General features: G+C 64.1%; 4 protein-coding genes. 2 read left to right on the top strand and 2 right to left on the bottom strand.

What is annotated here, in order from left to right; translation table 11 throughout:
- Positions 1–328 (top strand): CGNR zinc finger domain-containing protein (locus A2J02_RS13415; RefSeq protein WP_197478017.1); only part of this gene is annotated, 328 nt, incomplete at its 5' end.
- A gap of 24 nt (positions 329–352) precedes the next feature.
- Here the strand turns inward: A2J02_RS13415 and A2J02_RS13410 are convergent.
- Together A2J02_RS13410 and A2J02_RS13405 are read right to left on the bottom strand one after the other, a co-directional pair.
- On the bottom strand, positions 353–1,192 hold the full coding sequence (locus tag A2J02_RS13410; RefSeq protein WP_068050632.1) for an ABC transporter permease: 840 nt from the start codon (positions 1,190–1,192) through the stop codon (positions 353–355).
- A complete protein-coding gene (locus tag A2J02_RS13405) occupies positions 1,189–2,223 on the bottom strand; it encodes an ATP-binding cassette domain-containing protein (protein WP_082899023.1) in 1,035 nt (344 codons plus the stop codon). The genes A2J02_RS13410 and A2J02_RS13405 overlap by 4 nt, the downstream gene beginning before the upstream one ends.
- 181 nt (positions 2,224–2,404) lie before the next feature.
- On the opposite strand from A2J02_RS13405, the gene A2J02_RS13400 reads away from it, so the two are divergent.
- A partial coding sequence (locus A2J02_RS13400) for a sigma factor (protein WP_068050633.1) occupies positions 2,405–3,020 on the top strand: 616 nt, incomplete at its 3' end.

Raw genomic sequence — 3,020 nt, 5'->3', positions numbered from 1 at the left:
CACCGAGAACGACCGGGCCGACGAGCTCAATGCGCTGTTGGCACAGGCGTCGGCGTACCCGCGGCTGACCAACCATGCCGACGACGGCTGGCACATGCACTATCGCGATCCCAACATCGGACTCGGCGGCGTCATCAGGGCCTTGGTCAGCGTCGGCACAGCGTTGCATCTGACCGGACGCGGAATGTCTCGCCTCGATCGCTGCGCCGCCGCCGACTGCACGCTCGCGTTCGCCGACACCTCGAGGACAGGCAGGCAACGCTACTGCGGAACGGTGTGCTCCAATCGCGACGCGGTCCGCAGGCATCGAGCACGCGCAGCCTCGTGATCGAGGCGATGCGCACCGTGTGCGCTAGGACTTTCGGTTGTACAAGCGCATCGTGATGGGCCCGAACACCGCCAGCAACACCGCGCACAGCATCAGCGTCACTCCCAGCCGACCGGTGTCCACATCGCCCTGCATCAGTCCGCGCAGTGACGTGACGAGGAAGCTGACCGGGTTGACGTCGACGAATGCGCGCAGCCAACCGGGCATCGTGCTGGGGTCGACGAAGATGTTGCTCGCGAAGGTGAGCGGAAACAGGATGAACATCGACACGCCCATCACCGCGGCCTCGGTGCGCACGATCATCGCGATCATGGTCCAGATCCAGGACAGGCAGAACGAGAACACCAGCAGCAGGGCGATGGACGCCACGACGCCGAGGACACCACCTTGCGGCCTGAAGCCGAGGACCAACCCGAGGATCAGCACGATCACCGACGCCAGCGTGTAGCGAACGACGTCACCGAGAAGCGCACCGACCAGGGGCGACGGACGCCAGATGGGCAGCGAACGGAATCGATCGAACACGCCCTTCTCGATGTCCTTGTTCATGGTCACGCCGGTGTACATCGTGATCATCACCACGGTCTGCACGAGGATGCCGGGGAGCAGGAACTGGATGTACGCCTCGGTCGACCCGGCCAGTGCGCCACCGAACAGGTAGGTGAAGAGCAACGTGAACATGATGGGAAAGGCCGTCACGTCGAACAATTGCTCGGGTACGTGCTTGATCTTGAGCAGCGCACGCCACCCGAAGCTCAACGACGTCGACAACGACGACGGACGCGGCGGACGAGGCCCGGCGGCACCGAGCACGTCGATGATGGTCGACGCCTGTGGCGTCGACTGCTGGGCTTCCGTGGTCATGACGCAACCTCTCGGTCGGATTCGACTGCGGTGCCGGCCTGATAGGTCGTTCCTGCAGGCTCCACTCCCGCCCCTCGGGTCGTTCCTGCAGGCTCCACTCCCGCCCCATGCCCGGTGAGGGCGAGAAACACCTCGTCCAAGCTCGGTTGCCCCAGCGTGAACGACGCGATGGGAATGCCTGCAGTGTCGAGTGCAGGCAGCACGGGCGCGGCCTGTGCCGGATTGTCCAACCGTGCGGTCACGGTGAACGGATCCGGGTCCTCGGTGACGTTGTCGCCGAGCAGATCTCGCAGGATCCGTGCAGCGGCCGTTCGCTGGGACGTTTCGAGAACTCGCAGGTGCAGTGAATTCGATCCCACCGATGCCTTCAGCTCGCCCGTCGTCCCTTCGGCGATGACCTTGCCTCGATCGATGACTGCGACACGCCCGGCCAGTTGATCGGCCTCGTCCAGATACTGTGTCGTCAGTAACACCGTCGTTCCGCCTGCGACCAACGCACGGACGATCTCCCACACGTGGTTTCGGCTGCGAGGGTCGAGTCCCGTGGTGGGCTCGTCGAGGAAGATCAGTTCGGGAGTGACGATGATGCTGGCGGCGATGTCGATGCGACGGCGCATGCCGCCGGAGTAGGTCTTGACCTGCCGCGGTCCGGCATCGGCGATGTCGAACGCCGTCAGCAACTGCTCGGCTCGTGATCGGGCGGCAGGCCGTGAGTAGCCGAGCAGTCGAGCGAGCAGCACCAGATTCTCCGTACCGGTGAGATCCTCGTCCAGGGAAGCGAATTGTCCTGTCAGAGCTACCTTCTGCCGTACGGCCTCCGGTTCGTTCGCGACGTCGTGGCCCAGGACCCGGGCGTTGCCTCCGTCGATCGGAAGCAGGGTGGCCAGCATCCGGATGGTCGTCGTCTTGCCTGCGCCGTTGGGCCCGAGCACGCCGTAGACACCACCGGACGGGATGGACAGGTCGACTCCGTCGACAGCGATGTTCGTGCCGAAACGTTTGACCAGACCGTGTGTCTCGATCGCCGCCATGTCTCTCGTTCCCTCCGGTGGGCCGGTCGCCCGATTCCCCGCGATTGTCCGATTCTCCACCAAGGATGAAACACGGTCCACAACTCCGCAAACGAATTTCGGTTCCGAACCATCCTCCGGTCGGTTTGTTCCGAATATGTACTGCGGCGGGAAAACGCGGAGGTTTCGATATGAGAGCGATATGACCACTAGTGTCATGATCGATGAACTCGATCATGAACCCGTCTGTTGGGACGACCTTCCGATGAGCGCGCCGTTGTCGGATGCGTCCGGATCGTCGGATGCCGGCCGTGACCGGCCGACGTCCGATGCCTCGGAGAACTACGCGGCAGAGGATGCGGTGTGCGCTGTTCCCAGTCCACAGCTCAAGAACCTGCGTGCCGACGAAACGGATCGTCTCCGTCGGTTGATGGCGTCGGTCGCACAGGGCGATCGGGCGGCGTTCGCCGAGTTGTACGACGCGACGTCGTCGCGGGTGTACGGCATGGTGCTGCGGGTGCTTCGCGACCCGGGGTACAGCGAGGAGACCGCACAGGAGGTCTTCCTTCAGATCTGGCGTGCGGCACCGAACTACGACCCGAACCAGGGCAGTCCACTGGCCTGGATCATGACGCTGGCGCACCGTCGCGCCGTCGATCGCGTTCGGAGCGAGCAGTCGGGTACCGACCGTGAGGCCGCGTACGGCGCAGTCAGTCACACACCGGAGCACGACGAGGTACTCGAGACGGTGACGCAGCGGCTCGAATCCGAGGCCGTGGTTGCCTGTCTCGATACTTTGACCGATACGCAGAGCGAGT

Source organism: Rhodococcus sp. EPR-147 (genome assembly GCF_001647185.1).
Taxonomy (GTDB): Bacteria; Actinomycetota; Actinomycetes; order Mycobacteriales; family Mycobacteriaceae; genus Rhodococcoides.
The sequence above is the reverse complement of the archived record's forward strand: the minus strand, read 5'-3'. Positions and strand labels throughout refer to the sequence as shown.